The organism is Sphingosinicella sp. BN140058, assembly GCF_004135585.1.
Taxonomy (GTDB): domain Bacteria; phylum Pseudomonadota; class Alphaproteobacteria; order Sphingomonadales; family Sphingomonadaceae; genus Allosphingosinicella.
The window spans coordinates 3,065,719-3,083,671 of record NZ_CP035501.1 but is presented as its reverse complement, the minus strand read 5'-3'; the positions used below and the strand labels follow the sequence as shown (position 1 = coordinate 3,083,671).

The window sequence follows — 17,953 nt, the reverse complement described above, 5'->3', positions numbered from 1 at the left end:
ACCCTGGCCTCGCATCACCGTTCGTAGCTCTTGGTGAGCAGATGCCAGACGGCGGCAGGATTGGTCTTCAGATAGCGAACGCCGAGCCGTGCAGGCTCGAGCATCGATCGGTGCAACCATTCAAGCCCGGCATTCTGCATCCACTGCGGTGCCCGCGGCACCAGTCCGGTATAATGGTCGAACATCCCGCCGCACGTCCGGATCCAGCCGAGCCCGGCCAGTGAGGCACGACGGCGAATGGCGAAGGATTCCTGCGCCGGGCTGCCCAGGCCGAGCCAAAGCACGTCAGCGCCGGAACTCCGCACCGTGGCGCAGATCTCCTCTTCCTCGTCCGCACCGAAATAGCCGTGCCGGCTGCCGACGATCTGAACGCCCGGATGGAGTGCACGCAAGCGATCGGCGGCGCGATCGGCAACGCCGGGTCGCGCGCCCAGGAAGTAGAATCGCAAGCCCTGCTCCACCGCCACCCGGCACGCATCATGGATGAAATCGGTCGTGGCGACCCGCTCGGTCAAGGGTCGCTTCCAAAGCAACCGGCTCGCCAGCACCAGCGGCATTCCGTCCGGATCGACGAGATCGGCGGCATCGATCAACGCACGGAATTGCGGATCGGAATGATAGCGCGCGATCACCGAGCCGTTCGAAGCGACGATGACGCGGGGCAGCCGCAACAGCCCGGCGCGGGCAGATTGCACATCCTCCAGCATGATGTCGGCTAGCTGCGAACGGGTCACACGGGCGGTCTGTATGCCGCCAAGCCGCGCCCGAACGAGAGAATCGCTTCGCTTCAACCCGGTTGCCTCAACACTAGGCCGGTACGCGGCCGGTAACGCCATCTCGAACGAGGCATCAGAGTTTTCGCTCATGGCCCTTGCTCCACCAACGGCCGACAAAAGCCATGCTCCCTAACCCCACCCGGAGCCCGCGCAACGCCCGCGCGACGAATATTTCTACCACTGCGCCGATGTCCCCCGCTAGCCCGTAGGCCCCTACTCCACGCAACGATTGTACGAGAAGATCGGTCCACGACCGCTCAAGGGTGAATGTCCCACGGCGGGACAATGCACAAGGGCCGACGGGTGGGAAAGAGGGACCAAATGCCGGGCGTGGCGGACGATCGACCCTGTTCGGTCGATCGCTCCTCAGAACCAAAAATCCGCAGCGTTCATCTGATGGCCGCCTGACACGACCACGGAGATCGAAAGGTCGGCAATGCGGTCACCGTCGACGTCACCTTCGACAAACCAGGTGCCCGCCTTGGACATGTCCTCGAAGACGCGAAGCTCGCCGGCCTTACCGCTGAACGCCGCGGCGCCGACGAAGCGGAAATCCTGATCGCCGTTGGCACTGCTGTTCGCATCGATTCCCGCAAGGGAGATCCGGTCGCCCACCGCGAAATCGGCGATCACGTCGCGCTGGCCACGGGTGGAGTCGCCGACATCGCGATATTCGAACACGTCGTTGCCGGCACCGCCGATCAGCGTGTCAGCGCCGCCGAGGCCAGCAATCGTGTCGTTGCCGATGTTCCCAGTGATCACATTGGCAACGCCGTTCCCAATGAAGATGGATCCAAGCTCCCGTAGGCCGGTAAGGTTCTCGAAATTGGCGCCGAGCGTGAAGGTGGCGCCGGGCGTGCGCACTTCATCGATGCCTTCGTTGGCCGCTTCGAACAGAATGTCGTAACCCTGGACGATGTAAACGTCGTCGCCGGCGCCGCCTTTCATCGTGTCCGGCCCGGCACCGCCGGTCAGGATGTCGTTGCCTCCTCCACCGGTCAGCGTGTCCGCACCGGCGCCGCCGGTGATCACGTTGGACGCATCGTTGCCGGTGAGGATCTGACCCTTGCTCGCAGTGCCGATGAGACGCTCGAAATTGGCCGCAAGGGTGTAACTGGCGGCCGACGTGCGAACCTCGTCGATACCCTCGTTGGCTGCTTCGATCAGAACATCGGTGCTGTCCGCGATGTAGACGTCGTCACCCGCGCCCCCCTTCAGGGTGTCCGCTCCAGCGCCGCCGTCGAGAAGGTCGTCGCCGCCGCCCCCGCTCAGCGTGTCGGCTCCCGTGCCGCCGGTGATCGTATTGGCGGCACCGTTGCCGGTGAGGATCTGGCCGGTGCCGGCAGTGCCGGTGAGCAACTCGAAGTTCTCCGCGAGGGTGAAGCTCGCCGCAGCGGTTCGCACTTCGTCGGTTCCCGCGCCTGGCGCCTCGATCAGTATGTCGGTGGCGTCGGCGATATAGAGATCGTCGCCAAGGCCGCCCTGAAGCGTATCCGCACCGCCCGCCCCATCGAGCGTGTCGTTGCCGATATTCCCGGTGATTACATTGGCAAGGCCGTTTCCGATGAAGATCGAGCCAAGCTCCCTTATACCGGTAAGGTTCTCGAAATTGGCGCCGAGCGTGTAGGTGGCGCCGGGCGTCCGCACTTCATCGATGCCTTCGTTCGCGGCTTCGAACAGAATGTCGTAACCCTGGACAACGTAGACGTCGTCGCCGGCACCGCCCTTCATCGTGTCCGCCCCGGCACCACCCGTGAGAATGTCGTTGCCGCCACCTCCGATCAGCGTGTCCACGCCGGCGCCGCCGGTGATCACGTTGGCGGCATCGTTGCCGGTGAGTATCTGACCCTTGCTCGCAGTGCCGATGAGACGCTCGATGTTGGCCGCAAGGGTGTAGCTGGCGGCCGACGTGCGAACCTCGTCAATACCCTCGTTGGCTGCTTCGATCAGAACGTCGTCGCTGTCCGCGATGTAGACATCATCACCCATGCCACCCTGGAGCGTATCCGCGCCACCGGCGCCGTCGAGAACGTCGTTGCCGGCGCCACCGGTGATGACATTGGCCAGGCTGTTCCCCTTCAGCACCTGACCGGTCGCACCCGTCGCGGTGAGATTTTCCACGTTGTCGCTCAGCGTGAACGAGGAAGCCGCCGTTCGGACCTCATCCGTCCCCTCGCCCAACTTCTCGACGATCGTATCATTGGCATCCGCATAATAGATGTCGTTACCGAGGCCGCCCTTCAGCGTGTCGGCCCCGGTGGTGCCGTGGAGGATATCGTGAATCGAATCGACCGGTGGCGCCGGCGCTGGAACGGTGGCGGGCCGGGACGGCTGCGCGATCACGGAGGCACCGGCGCCGGTGACCAGCGTCTCGACCGTCCCAGTGCCGCTCGCGGTGCGGACGTTCAGATCGAGATTGTTGACGGTGATCGATCCGATGCCCGAGATCACTTCAGCGCCGAAATTGATGCATGAGAGATACTCATCGGCGGTGACGATGCCGAGCGATTGCAGATGGGCGATCACCTTTCCGATGTCGAGCGTGCCGACGAGCACGTCCTTGTCCGCGACGACCGCCGTATAAATTCCGTCCCGGTAGATGGTCGCGGTGAATGTGCCATCGGTGTAGGTGCCGATCACGCTTCCGAACGGTTGGACGTCACCCTTGTGGACCCAGATCATGACCTCGTTGGTGATCGTCGGCCTGGTTCCGTCATGCTTGGTACTGAACCAGATATCGTAGGCCACGTTGTAGCCGCCGACCGTTCCACGCATCGTCACGTCATAGGTCGCCGTCAGACCGGCGAGACTTCCGACGCGGACGGGAAAAACATGCGACGTGTCGGTCGGGTTGATCAATTCGCCCTGCGGCGCGACTCCGAACAGAACGTTGGGATAGGCACGGATCGGCGCGGCACCTTCCGTCACGTAGGGAAACGACCAGTTGAAGGTTGTACCGCTCGTCATGTCGTTCTTGTTGAACGAGACATCGATGTTGTAATCGCTGCCATATTTGAGGGCACCCGCCCCCCAGGCGTTGGTCAACACATACCAGCCGTTGGCGTTGAAGCCGCGATCGGACCCCGCCATCTGAAAATAGCTGGATGGAACGGGCGCTTTGGGAAGCGCGAACCCGAAGTCGCTGGGATCGAGATCGCTGAGCGAGATATCGCGAAGGACAAGAGATTCGCCATTGCCGAGGGCAATCTTGACGTCGCCGCCAAGCTGCTGGGCACGCGACACGATCTGGCCGAAGTCGGATAGGCTGTAGCCAGTGAGCCGAACCATGTCATAGCCAGGCGTGAAGCCGTAGATCGCATCGGAGCCGTTGCCGGCGGCGACTACGAAGATGTCGGAGCCGACGCCGCCGACCAGAACATCGTCTCCGCCTAGACCGTTCAGGGTTGCGCCGATCCCGCCTGCGACGATGATGTTGTCGAGTGCGTTTCCGGTGCCCGAAGTCAGGCCCTTGCCGTTGAGGATCAGATTTTCGACGTTGGCGGCAAGCGTCGCCGCTCCCCAGTAATAAGCATAGACCGTGTCCACCCCCTGCCCCGCGGTTTCCGTTGCCGTGGCGGTGTTCGCCCAGAGATGATAGATGTCGTCGCCCAGCCCGCCGACCAGAACATCGCCGACCAAGCCCTGAAACGTGTCGCCGAGAGCGGTTCCGTTGCGGACGACATTGGACCCAGTCGCTGAGACCCAGTTTAGGGACTTCGCGGAAAGCTTGAGTTCGGTGCTTTTTGCAGACACGTACATGACGGGGTTTCCAAGTTCTGGTGCCGCCGTCCTAGTCAGTCCCGCATTGCAACATGGTTTGCGGTTAGGCTTATCTTCGCATTAACCACACAATAATGGTCAGTCAGACTGCGGCCTAAGCTCTTGGGTGCGTTGCACACTTTTTCTCGTAAGACGCTGTTAAGCACGTCAGGGCGCCAACAAGAAGCAGCCGTTCCCTCGCAGCTGCAACAGAATCTGCTCAACAGCCATGCTTCATCGTTGTGGGGTTTACAGATGTTAACCATGCCCGGCAGGGCTATCTAACAAGATTAGAAATAGGCATAGTAGGACAACAGCGGAGTAGCAGGGATTTAGAGACCACCTCGCCTAGCGGAATGGATTACCATGGTTGAGCGGCGGACCGGTACTGGCAGGTGTCTTGGGCACGACATGACTTGTCCAGGAGCACCCAATGCCGGGACCTCCACCTAAGCACATTAACCTTTGATCAACTACTTTACCGATAGTGCGAGGCCCTCGACCCGAGGAGCGATGTTGCAATGGCCAAGCGTCAAGTACGAAGCGAGACGAAGACCCAGGTCATCGCGCCCGAATCGCCCTTCGCCCTCCCCCCAAGCGAGACCCTCAGCCCCGCGCACGAGCTGCAGCGCGACCTCGCCCAGCGGTTGCAGGCGGAACGGCTGGAACTGGTTCTGCCGCCGCGCTCGGCACTCGACGCGCGCGCGGAATGGATGATCTCTCAGACTTCGCGCTACGCTGGCCCGGTCGCGCTCGTCGCCGCCACTGCGGGGCTGATCAGCCTCTTCCTTTAGGCGTTCCACCCCTCAAACGGTCCAATTTCGGGACGGAGCGTGCTGCACTGCAGCGCGCCGCCGTGATTCCCCCTAGCGATCTGCGTCGAAAGGCGGTACATATATTGCACTGCACAATGTGTCGTGCATATCGCATCCGAAGCGACGCTTGGGGGTTCGCCTAATGGAAGCCAGTATCCAACAGAGTTTTATCGCTGCCGCAAAGGCGAACAATGCCGGCGGGCTGAAGCAGTCCGGCTTCTCTCGCAAGACGCTGCGCGTCATGCTGTACGGCAAGATGTTCGGTTTCGATGTCGCAGCCTTGTTGATCGGGCCGATGCTGGCGACGAACGTTCTCGTCGCGCTTGGCTATCCCGGTGGGGATTATTGGGCATCGGCGGCCGTGGCCCTGATCTACGGGGCGGTGGCGGTGATGCGCGGGGTCTATTCGCGCGACGCCCTGTCGCGTGCGGTGGAGGGGATCCGGCGTTCGCTCTTCGCCTTCGCAAGTGCGACATTTATGGTGCTGGTCGTCGCCTTCTTCCTGAAGAGCGGGGCGGAAATTTCTCGCCTCAACTTCGCTGCCGGCACCGCGGCCGCAGCGGCGTTGATGATCGCCGGGCGCATCTACTTCCCGCGTTACGCCCACCGCCTCGCCGGCGGCACGTTGCTCGACGAGCTCGTCATCCTTCACGGCAAGCCGATGCGCAGCCATTTCGGCACCGCGACGGTCGTCGACGCCGATCAGATCGGCCTGCGTCCGGACCTCAACGATCCGAAGATGCTCAGCTATTTCGGCACGATCGTCCAGGCATTCGATCGGGTGCTGATCGACAGCCGGAGCGAGAATCATCGTGCCTGGGCGCTGCTCCTCAAGGGCGCCAATGTCGACGGCGAGATCCTGCTCGACGAAGCCAACGAGGTCGGCGCGATCGCCATGCAGACCTTCGAAGGCAAGGACACTCTGGTCGTCGCCCGGCAGCCTCTCAGTCTTGCCAACCGGATGCAGAAGCGCCTTCTCGATCTTGCCGTCGCAGTGCCGCTGATCATCGCTCTGATGCCGGTTTTTGCCCTCGTCGCATTGATCATCAAGCTCGAGTCGCCCGGTCCGGTCTTCTTCCGCCAGAATCGGGTGGGCCGCGGCAACCGCTTGTTCCAGGTGTTGAAGTTCCGGAGCATGCGAACCGATCTTTGCGATGCCAACGGCTCCCGCTCCGCCTCGCGCGACGACGATCGCATCACCCGCTTCGGCCGAATCATTCGCGCGACCAGCGTCGACGAACTGCCTCAGCTCCTCAACGTGCTGATGGGCGACATGAGCCTCGTCGGTCCGCGCCCGCATGCGCTTGGTTCGCTCGCCGGCAACCGCCTGTTCTGGCAGGTGGACGAGACCTACTGGCTGCGCCACCAGCTCAAGCCGGGGATCACCGGCCTCGCCCAGGTGCGCGGCTATCGCGGCGCGACGGTCGAGGCGACCGATCTCACCGATCGCCTCCAGTCCGACATGGAATATATCCAGGGCTGGGACATCTGGCGCGACGTCGCGATCCTGGTGAACACGCTGCGCGTCGTCGCCCACAAGAACGCTTTCTGAGAAGCGGCGGCGCCCGGCGCCGCCGGCATACAGAACGCTTAGCCCCCGGGGAACGCGGCGAGATCCGGCGGCAGCAAGCGCACAAAGGCATCGCCGATCTCGTCCGCGGCGGCGCCGCTCTCCGCTTCCTGCCAGCCCCCGCCGGCCGTCGCGGCCGCAATCAGCAAGCGGGTCAGCCGTGTTGCTTCGGGCGGAAGCGCGTCGGGTGCGAACTCGCCGAAGGCTTCAATCTCCAGTGACGGCCGCCCGTCGTAGACCGCCCTCTCGACCAGGAACAAGGCAGCCAGACCCCGCCGGTATTCGGGCCTGTGCTCGAAATTGCAGATGTGCCGGATGTCGGCGTAGTCGGCGAGACGCAGTTCCTCGCGCAGTTCGCGCACGATTGCCGTTTCCGGCGCTTCGCGCAGTTTGAGCCCACCGCCGGGCAGCCGCCAACCCGGGGAATAGGTCTGCCGCACGAGCACGATCCTGCCGGCCGGGGTCAGCACGACCGCATGGACACCGAGCGCTTCGGGCCGTGTGACGAACCAGATTGCAGTGCGCGCGCGCTGGAACGTCGTTACCGCGACGCGAATCAGGAAACGCCACATATCGGCTCGCTCCAGGGGATCGAAGCCCCTCCTCTGTCTGCCTGCGCGTCATCGGGCAAGCCGGAGGGGCGTGCAGGCGCTTGAGCTTCGCACCCGGGCGCGGCTAACCCCGTTCGCGAGCGTCGGATCGGCGCCATAGCGGGAGAGGAATGCGTGGCCGAGACACTCCGGAGCAGGATGGCACGCGCCGCCGTCCCGATCGTCGCCCTCGTTCTCGCCGGCTGCGCCGCGGGTCCGGGCGGCCGCGGCGAGGTCGAAAGCTGGCTGACTGTGCCGGACGGCAGCGCCCGACTTGCGCAGCAGCCGGAGCTGGCGTGGCAGCCCGGCACGCCCGAGGATGCCATCCGCGTAGATCCTTCGCATCACTATCAGGAGATGGTCGGGTTCGGCGCTTCGATCACCGATGCTTCGGCCTTCGTGATCCAGCGGCTCGAACCGAGCGCCCGTGCTGCCTTGCTCCGGGATCTGTTTGGGCGCGATGGCGGCATCGGCTTCGCATTCACCCGCCTCACCATCGGCGGCTCGGATTTCTCGCTCAGCCATCGCAGCTATGACGACATGCCTGCCGGGCAAACGGATCCGGAACTACGCAACTTCTCGATCGACATCGCCAGAGCAGAGGTGCTGCCCACCGCCCGCGCCGCCCTTGCGATCAATCCCGAGCTCAAGATCATGGCGACGGCGTGGAGTGCGCCCGGCTGGATGAAGACCAGCGACTCGATGGTCAAAGGCACGCTGCGCGACGCTTACTATCCGGCCTTCGCCGAATACCTGCGCAGAACCGTTGAGGCGTTCGCAACCGAAGGCGTGCCGGTCCACTATCTCAGCATCCAGAACGAGCCGGATTTCGAGCCCGAAAACTATCCCGGCATGCGCCTGTCCCCGGCGCAACGGGCAACGATCATCGGCGACCATGTCGGGCCGGAATTCGCCCGTGCCGGTCTGTCCACAAGAATCCTGGACTGGGATCACAATTGGGACCAGCCGGAGCAGCCGCTCGCGGTGCTCGCTGACGCAAAGGCGGCCCGCTTCGTCGCCGGCGTCGCCTGGCATTGCTATGGCGGCGACGTCTCGGCGCAGAGCAAGGTGCGTGACCGCCATCCGGACAAGGACGTCTTCTTCACCGAATGCTCGGGCGGCGAATGGTCGCCGGCCTGGACGGAAGCATGGCCCTGGACGATGCGGAATCTGATCGTCGGCGCCACGCGGCACTGGGCGCGCGGCGTGCTGATGTGGAATCTGGCGCTCGACGAGAAACATGGTCCGCACCTCGGCGGCTGCGGCGATTGCCGCGGCGTGGTGACGATCGACAGCGGCACCGGCGAAGTCACCCGCAATCCCGAATATTACGCACTCGGGCACCTCAGCCGCTTCGTCCGCCCCGGCGCGCGCCGCATCGAGTCGACCAGTCCTGTCGGCGAGGTGCTGACCGTCGCGTTCGCAGATGGAGGCGCCCATGTCCTGCTGGCATTCAACGCGGGCAGCCAGGCGACGGAAGTCGGCGTTGCCGAGGGCGGTCGCCACTTCCGAACGCGGCTGGCGCCGCATGCCGCCGCGACGTTCCGCTGGCCTGCGCGCAAGTGACGAAACGGATTGCCGGCACCGGCTTCGCGCCTGTCGTCAGCCTGTTCTTCGCCTGGGGATTTCTGGCGGCGAATAACGACCCCCTCGTCGCCGCCCTTCGGGCGATCTTCCGGCTCAGCTACACCGAAGCGTTGCTGACGCAGATCGTCTCCTTCATCGCCTTCGGCCTGGTCTCCTTGCCCGCCGCCCGGCTGCTCGCCCGGTTCGGACCGGCGCGGACCATCATCGCCGCTTTGTGTGCGATGATCGCAGGCTGCCTGATCATCCAGGCGACCCGGCTCGTCCATGATTATCGGCTGGTGCTCTCCGGTCTGTTCGTGGCCGGCGGCGGGATCACCACGCTGCAGGTCGCGGCCAACCCGATCGCCGCCTTTGCAGGGCCACCGGAGGGAAGCCACTTTCGTCTCACCCTCGCGCAGTTCTTCAACTCTCTCGGCATGATCTGCGGCGTGTATTTCGGCGCAAGGATGATCCTGCGCGGCGGCCTCGACGATCTTCACTCGGTTCAGGACGCCTTTCTGATGCTGGCAGGAGGGATGGCGCTGCTCGCGGCCGGCATCTGGCATTTCCGCCGGCCGATCCTGTCAGCGGCGGCAGGGGTTCCCGCAAGTACGGAGGACAGCATCTCGGCCGCCTTCCGGTCACGCTGGGCCCTGACCGGCGCGGCAGCGATCGCTTTCTATGTCGGCGCCGAGGTGACGATCGGCAGTCTGATGATCAACTTTCTCGCCGCCCCGGAGCGTCTGGGTCTCTCACTCGCCGAGGCCGGCTACCGCCTGGCAGCCTTCTACTGGGGTGGTGCCCTCGCCGGACGGTTGCTGGGCGCGCTGCTGATGATCCGCGTGCCGGCCGCGCGACTGCTGGTCGGCGCAGCGACGGTCGCCGCTGCGCTCTGTGCCGTCGCAATGGGGGGAAGCGGCCCGATTGCGGCTTACGCCGCCTTGTCGATCGGGCTGTTCAACGCGATCATGTTCCCAACCATTTTCGCGCTTACGCTCGAACGCTCACACGCTTCGGTGCCGTCGACGTCGGGCCTGCTATGCCTCGGCATTGCCTTCGGCGCGCCGGTGCCGCTGCTTGCCGCCCAGATCGCCGATCGGATCGGCATCGCGTTCGCCTTCTGGGCGCCCTTCGCGGCCTATCTCTACATCCTCCTGTTCGCACTTCTGTGCGTCCGCCAATCCAGCGGCGTCTTGTCACTGGCGAAGCGGGCGGCCTAAGACGGAAACGGAACAGGGGGAACGAGGCTTGACGGGCAAGAAAGCGACCATCGACGACGTCGCCCGGGTTGCAGGCGTCGGGCGCACCACCGTCTCCCGAGTCCTGAACAACGGCCCCAATGTCCGGCCCGAAGTGCGCGAGAAGGTGATGCGCGCCGTGGAAGAGCTCGGCTTCCGCGTGAACGAGCAGGCGCGCAGTCTTGCCATCGGTGCCAAGCGGGAAATCGCCCTGATCCACGCCTCCGATCTCGATACCGAGCCCAATTCCTATTATCATGCCGGCCTCGAGCTCGGCGCAATGCGTGCCTGCGCAGAGCACGGCTTTCATCTCTCGAACCACAGCATCAACCAGAATGCGCCGGACCGCAGCGCTCGCGTCCGCGCGCTCGTCGCCGAGGGCCGCTACGAAGGCGTGATTCTGACGCCGCCTTTTTCCGACGACGTCGCCCTCATCCGAGCCGTCGGTGGCGATGGCGCAATCGTCATTTCGATCTCGGCCGGCCCTTCTGCCCGCGCGGTGGCGCCGTCGGTCGGGATCGACGATTTTGAGGCCGGGCGCGACATCGGCGCATATCTCTTCGGGCTCGGCCACCGTCGCTTCGGCTTCATCCTCGGCATCGAAGGCCATGTTTCGGCGGAAGGCCGGTTCGAAGGATTCCTGAAGGCGATCGAGCAGCATGGGCTCGGCCTCGAGGACATCGTCGTCGAACGCGGCAACTTCACCTTCCATTCCGGGATCGCCTGCGCGGAAGCGATCCTCGCGCAGGCGCAGCGTCCGACCGCGCTGGTTTGCGCCAATGACGACATGGCGGCGGGAGCCACGCTGACCGCGCACAAGCTCGGCCTCGACATACCTCGCGACATTTCCGTCACCGGCTTCGACGATACGCCGGTCTCCGAAATCATCTGGCCGCCGCTTACCACAGTTCACCAGCCGATCCGGGAGATGGGGCGGCGCGCTGCGGAACTGGCCATCGAGGCGCTGACCGAGCGGGAGCGGCGGCGGCCCGCTCCGATCCTCTCGTTGATTTCACACCACATCGTGGAGCGCCAGTCGGCGGCAGCGCCAAGGCGATAATAACAGTTGGAAGCGCTTCCACTATCGTCTATTGGAAGCGCTTCCAGCCTGCTCGACGCCAATAAGGTGCGGGCGCTGGAAGCCACAAGCGGCACGAAGATGACCGCGGGATCAGGGGGGATGACGTGAAACAACGCCATAACGCACGCACTCGGACTCGGCGCCTCGGACTTTGCGGCGGTGCCGCTCTCTCGGCCCTCGCGTTCGCCTCCGCCGCGCAGGCGCAGGAGACGAGTGTCGAGGGTGACGCTCAGGCCGCCACTGCCGAGCCGTCCGGCGACCAGGGAAATGCCGGCGGCGAGACGGAAATCATCGTCACCGGTATCCGCGGCGGCCTGGCGCGCTCGATCGACCTCAAACGTGAGGAAACCTCGATCGTCGAGGCGATCTCTGCCGAGGATATCGGCAAGCTTCCGGACGTCAGCATCGCCGAATCGATCGCGCGTCTGCCGGGCCTCGCCGCGCAGCGGGTCAACGGCCGTGCGCAGGTGATCTCGATCCGCGGTCTCGCTCCCGATTTCACCACCACCCTGCTCAACGGACGTCAGCAGGCGAGCTCGGGCGACAATCGCGCCGTCGAGTTCGACCAATACCCTTCCGAACTGCTCGGCAGCGTCGTCATCTACAAGACGCCCGACGCGGAAATCTCCGGCATGGGCCTGTCCGGCACCGCCGACCTTCGCACGGTACGTCCGCTCGATTTCGAGGATCGCGTGATCGCGCTCAACATCCGCGGCGAGAAGACCGAAGGCGATCGGCTCAACCACGACGTCCGAAACTGGGGTGGCCGTGCGAGCTTCAGCTACATCGACCGGTTTCTCGACGGCACGCTCGGCGTGGCTCTCGGCTATGCGCACCTCGATTCTCCGTCGCAGAATCGCCACTACAAGGCCTATGGCTACGAAGCCTTCGGCTTTGCGGTAACGCCGGACGCCGCAGACAATGCGCTGCTGCTGAACGGACAGGAGGTTTTTGCAACCTCGCGGCTTAACCGGCGCGACGCCGGTATCGCGATCGTCGAGTGGCAGCCGGACGAGACCGTCCATTCGACCCTCGATCTCTATTATTCCAAGTTCCGGCAGGAGGAGACGACCCGCGGCGCGCAATGGTTCTCCAACGGCTTTGCGGACAATGCCACCTTCACGGACGTCCAGACGGAGACACGCGGCGGATCGATGATCGCCACCTCCGGCACGCTGCACAATGGCGTTCCGATCCTCCGCAACGACTACAACACGCGAAACGACGAGATCTTCTCGGCCGGGCTCAACAATCAGTTCACGCTCGATCCCCGCACCCATTTCGAGCTCGATCTTTCCTATTCCAAGAACAAGCGGCGCGAGCAGATCCTGGAAACCTATGCGGGGTACGGACGCGGCATCGGCGGCGTCACGCCGGCGACTCCGGACGTCGGCCGCACCTTCGACACGATCGGCTTCGAAGGGTCGGAAGACGGCTACCCGACCTATGGCCCCGGCCTGGATTACGCCGAGGCCTCCCGGATCAGCCTCGGCGATCGCGCACCGTGGGGAGGATGGGGCCATGACGGCGCGATACGCTTTCCGGATGTCGAGGAAAGCATCGGTGCGATCGACGCTGAGATCGATCATGAAATGGATGGTTTCCTGCGCAAGCTCAGCGCCGGCATCAACTGGACCCACCGCTCAAAGGCGAAGCGCGTCGACGATTTCGATCTCTTCCTGAAGAGCGGGCGTCAGCAGGTCTTCGTAGATCCGCGCTATCTCGTCGATCCGACGAACCTCGCCTGGGTCGGCTTCGGCCCCGTGCTGAGCGTCGACATGTCGAACGCCCTCGAGGCCTATTACGATCGAGCGCCGATCCTCGACGCCAATTATTTCGACAAGAATTGGGACATCCAGGAGGATGTCGTCACCACGTTCGTCAAGGCGGATTTCCGCACCGGCAATCTGCGCGGCAATATCGGCGTTCAGATCGTCAACCAAGACCAGAGGTCCACGGGGGTCGTTATCAACGGGCTCGAGCCCGGCCAGCCGATCGTACCGGTCCTGCGAAGCGCGGGCGCGGCGTATACCGACATCCTGCCGAGCCTGAACGTGATCTGGGAATTGGGCGGCGGCCATCGCCTTCGCCTTGCGGCGTCCAAAACGATGGCAAGGCCGCGAATGGACGAGATGCGGGCCAACGTCACGCCCGGCTTCAACGCCCTCGTCTGCTCCGGCCAGCCGTGCACGCCTGGACAGACGGTCAATCCCTGGTCCGCATCGGGCGGCAATCCGAACCTCAAGCCGTGGCGCGCCAAAGCCCTCGACCTTGCCTATGAATGGTACGTCGACCGCACCACCTATTTCGCCGTCGCGGGCTTCTACAAGAAGCTCGACACCTACATCTACCAGCGCTCGGACCTGTTCAATTTCTCGGGGATCCCGCTGCCGACGACGGCCTCGTCGATCCCGGCCGGGATCGTGATCAGCCCGATCGGCCAGATCACGCTGCCGGCGAACGGCGATGGCGGCACGATCAAGGGCGTCGAGTTCAGCGGCGCCGTCGACCTCGGCACAATCTTCGATCCATTGCGGGGTCTCGGCTTCATCGGCAGCCTGTCGCTCACCGATTCCAACCTCAATCCCGCCGACAACGGACAGGAGGTGCGGATCCCGGGGCTTTCCGGAACGATCTACAACATCACGGCTTATTACGAGCGGGGCGGATTCCAGGCCCGGATCAGCCAGCGCTACCGGTCCGCGTTCAAGGGCGAGGTGGTGCAGCTGTTCGCGACGCGTGGCTATACCGAGATCCTCGCCGACAAGCAGGTCGATGCGCAGATCGGCTACACCTTCGAAAGTGGCGCACTGGAGGGGCTCGGAATCCTCTTTCAGGTCAACAACCTGACTGATTCTCCCTACCGAACCCGCCTCGGCCTCGACACCGGCGGGACCAAGACTTCGGACGGCACCAGCCTGCTCGAAACCTATGAGAAATATGGCCGGCAGTTCCTGCTCGGCTTCAACTACCGGTTCTGAACGCGCCGTCCGGCCCGCACCCCCGGCATCACCGACATGAATGGAGAATATGAATGGGCGTATCGCGGCTGAGCCTGGCCCTGCTGGCCGTGCTGGCCCTGCCGGCGTCAGCCGGGGGCGCACCGAAGCCGGCGCCTGCTCCAGGGCTCCTCGCCGACTGGCCTGCGGTGAAGAGCCCGATCGGGCGCGACCCGGTGATCGAGCGGCGGATTGCCGGCATTGTCGCCGGAATGACGCTCGAGCAGAAGATCGGGCAGATGACTCAGGCGGACGTCCGCTATATCACGCCGGACGAGGTCCGCCGCTACCAGCTCGGTTCGGTGCTGAACGGCGGCGGTGCCTGGCCGGCGATGAACAAGCATGCCGGTGTCCGGCAATGGGCGGACCTCGCTGCCGCTTTCCATACGGCATCGATGCAGACCGACGCCAAGGTGAAGATCCCGCTCATCTGGGGCACCGACGCCGTTCACGGTCACAACAACGTCTTCGGCGCCACCGTCTTCCCGCACAATATCGGCCTCGGCGCCGCTCGCGATCCGGCGCTGGTGGAGGAGATTGCGCGGGCCACCGCCAGGGCCGCGCGCGCCACCGGCATCAGCTGGGTGTTCGCGCCGACCGTCGCAGTCGCCCAGGACCAACGCTGGGGCCGCACCTATGAAAGCTATTCGTCCGACCCTGCCCTGGTCCGGCGCTACGGCGAAGCGGCGGTTCGAGGGCTGCAGGGCCGCCTCACCGGTGACGGGGACGTCGTCGCCAGCGTCAAGCATTTCCTTGCCGATGGCGGAACGCAGCACGGCAACGACCAGGGCGAGGCGCGAACATCTCTTGCCGAGCTGATCAACATCCACGGCGCGGGCTATTATGGCGCACTCGCAGCCGGCGCCCAGACGGTGATGGCGTCGTACAGCAGCTGGACCGACGCGGGCACGGGGACCGCCCATGGCAAGATGCACGGCAACCGCGCCTTGCTCACCGATGCACTGAAGGGACGCATGGGCTTCGACGGGTTCGTCGTTTCCGACTGGAATGCGATCGAGCAGGTCCCCGGCTGCACCAAGGACCATTGCCCCGCTTCGATCAATGCCGGTGTCGACATGGTGATGGTGCCTGAGGATTGGCGCGCGTTCATCGCCAACACCGCCGCTGACGTGAAGGCGGGACGTATCCCCATGGCCCGGATCGACGATGCCGTGACCCGCATTCTTCGCGTGAAGATGCGTTCCGGCCTGTTCGATCGGCTGCCGGCCCGCAGCGCGCTCAACGGCCGTGCCGATGCGCTGGAGGCGCGGGCGCTGGCGCGCCGTGCCGTGCAGGAGAGCCTGGTCCTGCTCAAGAACGACCGGGGCGTGCTGCCGCTCCGCCGTGGCGGCCGGCTGCTGGTGGTCGGCAAGAGCGCCGACAGCCTCTCCAATCAATCGGGCGGCTGGACTCGCACCTGGCAGGGGACGGAGAACGTCAATGCCGATTTCGGCACCGGCGAGACCCTGCTCGCGGCGCTTCGCGAAACGCTCGGCGCCGAGACCGTCGTCTTCAGCGAGACCGGAGCAGAGGTCGATCCGGCAGATTTCTCCGCGGTGATCGCGATCGTCGGCGAGACGCCCTATGCGGAATATATTGGCGATGTCGATTGGCCTGCGCCGCTCCACCACAGCGCCCGCTACAAGGAAGATCTCGAGCTCTTGTCGAAGGTGGCGGGCCGGGGTGCTCCGGTGGTGACGATCTTCTATTCGGGCCGCACCGTGTACGCGAACGATCTGATCGATCGATCCGACGCATTCGTTGCCGCCTGGCTTCCGGGCACCGAAGCCGGCGGCATTGCCGACCTCATCCTGCGAAGCGAAACGGGCGGGATCAGGCAGGATTTCCGGGGTACCCTGCCTTTCGCCTGGCCCAGTGACGCCTGCGCCACCGGCCCCGGCGCGCCGATCCTCTTCCAGCGCGGCTACGGCCTGCGTTATGACACGCCGAAAGAGGTGCCGAACCTCGCCGTCGCCGCCGCACCCAGGACGTGCGCGGCCGGCTGAGGCGACAGGCCGGACCGGAGGGGCTGCAAGACAATGGCGTCGCACGCGCTGAGGCGGATCCTGATCGTCGGCGGCGGCTCCGCCGGCTGGATGACCGCTGCCTTGTTCGCGAAGCTGTTTCGCGGCCTTTACGAGATCCGCCTGATCGAGAGCGAGGAGATCGGCACGATCGGTGTCGGCGAAGCGACCATCCCGGCGATCAAGACGTACAACGATCTGCTCGGAATCGACGAGCGCGAATTCGTCCGCGAAACCCGGGGAACGTTCAAGCTCGGCATCCAGTTCAACGACTGGCTTCGGCCGGGGTCCAGCTACATCCACGGGTTCGGCGTGATCGGGCAGGATCTGGGGTGGCTGCGCTGCCATCAATATTGGCTGAAGGCGCAGACTCTCGGCAAGGCATCGGATCTCGCCGCTTACTCGATCAACACCGCCGCGGCGCTGCGCAACCGCTTCCTGCCCGCTCAGGCGAAGATGAAGGACTCGCCGCTCGGCCACATCGCCTATGCCTACCATTTCGACGCCGGCCTTTATGCGCGCTTCCTGCGCGCGCGGGCGGAGGCCGGCGGCGTGGTGCGTACGGAAGGCAAGGTGGTCGACGTTTCACTGCGTGCCGGAGACGGCTTCATCGACACCGTGACCCTGGCAAGCGGTGAGCGCATCGCGGCTGACCTGTTCATCGACTGCTCGGGGTTCCGCGGTCTTCTGATCGAGCAGGCACTGGCGACCGGCTATGAGGACTGGACGCATTGGCTGCCGTGCGACCGCGCGATCGCAATACCGTGCGCCCGCTCAGAGGATTTCACTCCCTACACCCGCGCCAGTGTGAGACCGGCGGGCTGGCAGTGGCGGATCCCGCTGCAGCACCGCACCGGCAACGGCCATGTCTATGCCAGTCGCTACATGGAAGAGGCGGAGGCGGAGCGGATCCTGCTCGCAACCCTCGACGGTGAGCCGCTTGCGGAGCCGAACCGGCTCCGTTTCGTGACCGGCAAGCGCCGCCAGACCTGGAATCGCAATTGCGTGGCGCTCGGCCTCGCCGCCGGCTTCATGGAGCCGTTGGAATCGACCAGCCTCTACCTTGTCCAGTCGGCAGCGATCCGGCTCGCCCGCTTGTTCCCGGACAGTCGCTTCGATCCCGCCACAATCGCCGAGTTCAACCGCCAGACCGACTTCGAATACCAGCGAACCCGCGACTTCATCATCCTCCACTATAAGGCGACGGAGCGGGACGACACGCCCTTCTGGCGTCACGTGCGCGACATGGAGGTGCCGGAGACGCTTCGCCGGAAGATCGACCTGTTCGCGGCCAATGGCCGCATCTTCCGGGAGGACGACGAATTGTTCGCCGAGGAAAGCTGGATCCAGGTGTTCCTGGGCCAGGGCTTGATTCCGCGCCGTCACGACCCCCTGGTCGACCTGCAGGACGAGGCGGATATTCTGCGATATCTGGCCGATGTCGAGGCGGTGATCGCAAAATGCGTGAACCTGATGCCGAGCCATGCGGCGTTCGTCGACAAGTTCGCGGCCGCCTGATCCGAACGGTAGAGGCG

The 17,953-nt window shown here is 64.6% G+C and carries 11 protein-coding genes; 8 read left to right on the top strand and 3 right to left on the bottom strand.

The features are described from left to right. Positions 1-14: 14 nt before the first annotated feature. Both ETR14_RS13895 and ETR14_RS29650 read right to left on the bottom strand, forming a co-directional pair. Positions 15-866 (bottom strand): WecB/TagA/CpsF family glycosyltransferase, encoded by an 852-nt coding sequence (locus tag ETR14_RS13895; RefSeq protein ID WP_206185833.1) that lies wholly within the window; start codon positions 864-866, stop codon positions 15-17. A gap of 276 nt (positions 867-1,142) precedes the next feature. Next, positions 1,143-4,535 (bottom strand): M10 family metallopeptidase C-terminal domain-containing protein, encoded by a 3,393-nt coding sequence (locus tag ETR14_RS29650; protein ID WP_129385437.1) that lies wholly within the window; start codon positions 4,533-4,535, stop codon positions 1,143-1,145. 521 nt (positions 4,536-5,056) lie between these two features. On the opposite strand from ETR14_RS29650, the gene ETR14_RS13885 reads away from it, so the two are divergent. Together ETR14_RS13885 and ETR14_RS13880 are read left to right on the top strand one after the other, a co-directional pair. Next, positions 5,057-5,329, top strand: coding sequence for a hypothetical protein (locus tag ETR14_RS13885; RefSeq protein WP_129385435.1), 273 nt, complete (start codon positions 5,057-5,059; stop codon positions 5,327-5,329). Between the two features lie 163 nt (positions 5,330-5,492). Continuing rightward, a complete protein-coding gene (locus ETR14_RS13880) occupies positions 5,493-6,902 on the top strand; it encodes an exopolysaccharide biosynthesis polyprenyl glycosylphosphotransferase (RefSeq protein ID WP_129385433.1) in 1,410 nt (469 codons plus the stop codon). Between the two features lie 38 nt (positions 6,903-6,940). On the opposite strand, the gene ETR14_RS13875 is transcribed toward ETR14_RS13880, so the two are convergent. Further along, the gene (locus tag ETR14_RS13875; RefSeq protein WP_129385431.1) at positions 6,941-7,492 is read right to left on the bottom strand and encodes an NUDIX domain-containing protein; all 552 of its coding nucleotides are present in this window, start codon (positions 7,490-7,492) and stop codon (positions 6,941-6,943) included. A 153-nt stretch (positions 7,493-7,645) separates the two neighbouring features. Between ETR14_RS13875 and ETR14_RS13870 the strand changes: the two genes are divergently transcribed. The 6 genes from ETR14_RS13870 (at position 7,646) to ETR14_RS13845 (ending at position 17,936) form a co-directional block, all read left to right on the top strand. After that, on the top strand, positions 7,646-9,076 hold the full coding sequence (locus ETR14_RS13870) for a glycoside hydrolase family 30 beta sandwich domain-containing protein (RefSeq protein WP_206185832.1): 1,431 nt from the start codon (positions 7,646-7,648) through the stop codon (positions 9,074-9,076). Further along, complete coding sequence (locus tag ETR14_RS13865) at positions 9,073-10,296, top strand: MFS transporter (RefSeq protein ID WP_243455517.1); 1,224 nt, start codon at positions 9,073-9,075, stop codon at positions 10,294-10,296. The genes ETR14_RS13870 and ETR14_RS13865 overlap by 4 nt, the downstream gene beginning before the upstream one ends. 28 nt (positions 10,297-10,324) lie before the next feature. Continuing rightward, a complete protein-coding gene (locus ETR14_RS13860; protein ID WP_129385429.1) occupies positions 10,325-11,374 on the top strand; it encodes a LacI family DNA-binding transcriptional regulator in 1,050 nt (349 codons plus the stop codon). Between the two features lie 125 nt (positions 11,375-11,499). Continuing rightward, positions 11,500-14,376 carry a TonB-dependent receptor gene (locus tag ETR14_RS13855; RefSeq protein ID WP_129385427.1) on the top strand — a complete coding sequence of 959 codons (2,877 nt, stop codon included), beginning with the start codon at positions 11,500-11,502 and terminating at the stop codon, positions 14,374-14,376. A 53-nt stretch (positions 14,377-14,429) separates the two neighbouring features. Further along, positions 14,430-16,400 carry a glycoside hydrolase family 3 protein gene (locus ETR14_RS13850; protein WP_129385425.1) on the top strand — a complete coding sequence of 657 codons (1,971 nt, stop codon included), beginning with the start codon at positions 14,430-14,432 and terminating at the stop codon, positions 16,398-16,400. A gap of 33 nt (positions 16,401-16,433) precedes the next feature. Continuing rightward, positions 16,434-17,936, top strand: a complete 1,503-nt coding sequence (locus ETR14_RS13845; protein ID WP_129385423.1) for a tryptophan halogenase family protein — start codon at positions 16,434-16,436, stop codon at positions 17,934-17,936. Positions 17,937-17,953: the final 17 nt, after the last annotated feature.